Source organism: Klebsiella sp. HMSC25G12, assembly GCF_001807705.1.
GTDB classification, from domain to species: domain Bacteria; phylum Pseudomonadota; class Gammaproteobacteria; order Enterobacterales; family Enterobacteriaceae; genus Klebsiella; species Klebsiella variicola.
The window spans coordinates 1-1,443 of the sequence record NZ_KV789787.1; the positions used below are offsets into that span (position 1 = coordinate 1).

Below are 1,443 nucleotides of genomic sequence, written 5' to 3' on the forward strand. Positions count from 1 at the left end.
GCAGAAGCAGTTGAACACCTGGGTCAGTTTTCGGTCAGCGGCAACACCGCGACGACAGCGCGAAGACCATTGCCGTCTACCTGCCGGCACCTGCCGCGGACTGGGATCTGGCCATTGCCCGCCGCCTGCGGCATCAGCTGCAGAACTGGGTAGCGGCCGATCATCAGGTACAGCTGCACCTGCTGGAAAGCACCTTCGCAGCCTTGCCCAGCGACCAGAAGGACTGGCTGGCAAAACTGGCCTTCAACGGGATCGAGATTTGCTTGCACAAGGCCATGCCGGATCTCGGGATGCTCGGGCTGAACATCACCCTGCAGGGGCCACAAGGAAGCCTCGCCTGGGCCAGCGACAATGCGAACCTGAGCGCACCTGGGCGCACCTGGGATCTGGCGGCGGCCGGTGTGCGGATCGTCCGCGGCACACTCCCCGTCCTGCCGGCAGAGCGCGTGCTGAACGCACCCGATCTGATGCTTCCTACGCGCCCCGGTCTGGTCAAGGTCGAGATCAGCGATCAGCTGGATGGTTCGCTCGATGGCTGCCCGCCGCTTCTGGGAGAACCTCAGGCATGACGCCGGCAGCCTGCTGGATGATGCCCTGACAGGCAAGGATCCGATCACCGAACTGATCTACAGCGACCGTTATGTATGCAGCCCGCTAGTCGTAAATCTGCTGGTCAACGTTATTCATGAGCTGGGCAGGCATAGCGATGGAGACTTCGCCATCCGCATCCAGGGGCGTCAGTACCAGAAAGATGACAACCGCTCACCTTGGCAGTGCTGGCACGACTGGCGGACATCTCAGGAGCGCGATGAAGCTATCCGTCAGGCTTTGGAGTACTGCGGCTTCGAAGGCGAGGTGCTCAGCCTCCCATCTTTGCCGCACTACCGTCAGCTGCAACTGCAGTTGCGCTCCGGAAGGCAGCTGACCGTCCAGCTCGATCAGGGACTTTCATATTGGGAGGCCGAGCGTAGCGAGAAGTCCTACCTGCTCAGGTTCGACTTCGCAGCGCGTCAGTTAGGAGAGGAAATCATGGAGCGCATCCAGTGCAAGGTTGTAGCTACCGGTGATGAATGCACCCAGATTTTCATTTACGTGACCTAATAGCCCCCGCATCGCAAGGCCGGGTCCACCGGCCTTTTACTCCCGACTAAGACAGGCTTGTATACGCTGCTTCCATTCGAACACCTTGGCATGATTGACACCGAATGAGCTTTCTTTCGGGTGATGTACAGAGCGCAAAGGCTCACAGAACTTCGCCATAGTGTGCGGCCAGCGCAACGAACCTTTCACTGTCTGCCTCAAGATCCTGTCGATGCATTTCTCGGCCTCAACACCTGCTTTGAAGCCCATGATCCGTGTTGACATGGTCTTGCGGTTGTCTGAGGTGTCTATTTCTAGAAGGTAGCGCTGATTCATGTACAGGATCTTTAGCTACAACCAATT

4 protein-coding genes are annotated in these 1,443 nt (G+C 58.4%); 2 read left to right on the forward strand and 2 right to left on the reverse strand.

The features are described 5' to 3' along the window. Positions 1-23 precede the first annotated feature (23 nt). The gene (locus HMPREF3096_RS31145) at positions 24-179 is read right to left on the reverse strand and encodes a hypothetical protein (protein WP_187358557.1); all 156 of its coding nucleotides are present in this window, start codon (positions 177-179) and stop codon (positions 24-26) included. A gap of 24 nt (positions 180-203) precedes the next feature. On the opposite strand from HMPREF3096_RS31145, the gene HMPREF3096_RS31150 reads away from it, so the two are divergent. Both HMPREF3096_RS31150 and HMPREF3096_RS31155 read left to right on the forward strand, forming a co-directional pair. Beyond that, a complete protein-coding gene (locus HMPREF3096_RS31150) occupies positions 204-569 on the forward strand; it encodes a hypothetical protein (protein WP_070544256.1) in 366 nt (121 codons plus the stop codon). Then, positions 532-1,101, forward strand: a complete 570-nt coding sequence (locus tag HMPREF3096_RS31155) for a hypothetical protein (protein ID WP_047721706.1) — start codon at positions 532-534, stop codon at positions 1,099-1,101. Before HMPREF3096_RS31150 ends, HMPREF3096_RS31155 begins: the two co-directional genes overlap by 38 nt. A 36-nt stretch (positions 1,102-1,137) precedes the next feature. Here the strand turns inward: HMPREF3096_RS31155 and HMPREF3096_RS01600 are convergent, their stop codons facing one another. Then, positions 1,138-1,416: a Tn7-like element transposition protein TnsE gene (locus tag HMPREF3096_RS01600; protein WP_070544258.1), complete on the reverse strand. Its 279-nt coding sequence runs from the start codon at positions 1,414-1,416 to the stop codon at positions 1,138-1,140. Positions 1,417-1,443: the final 27 nt, after the last annotated feature.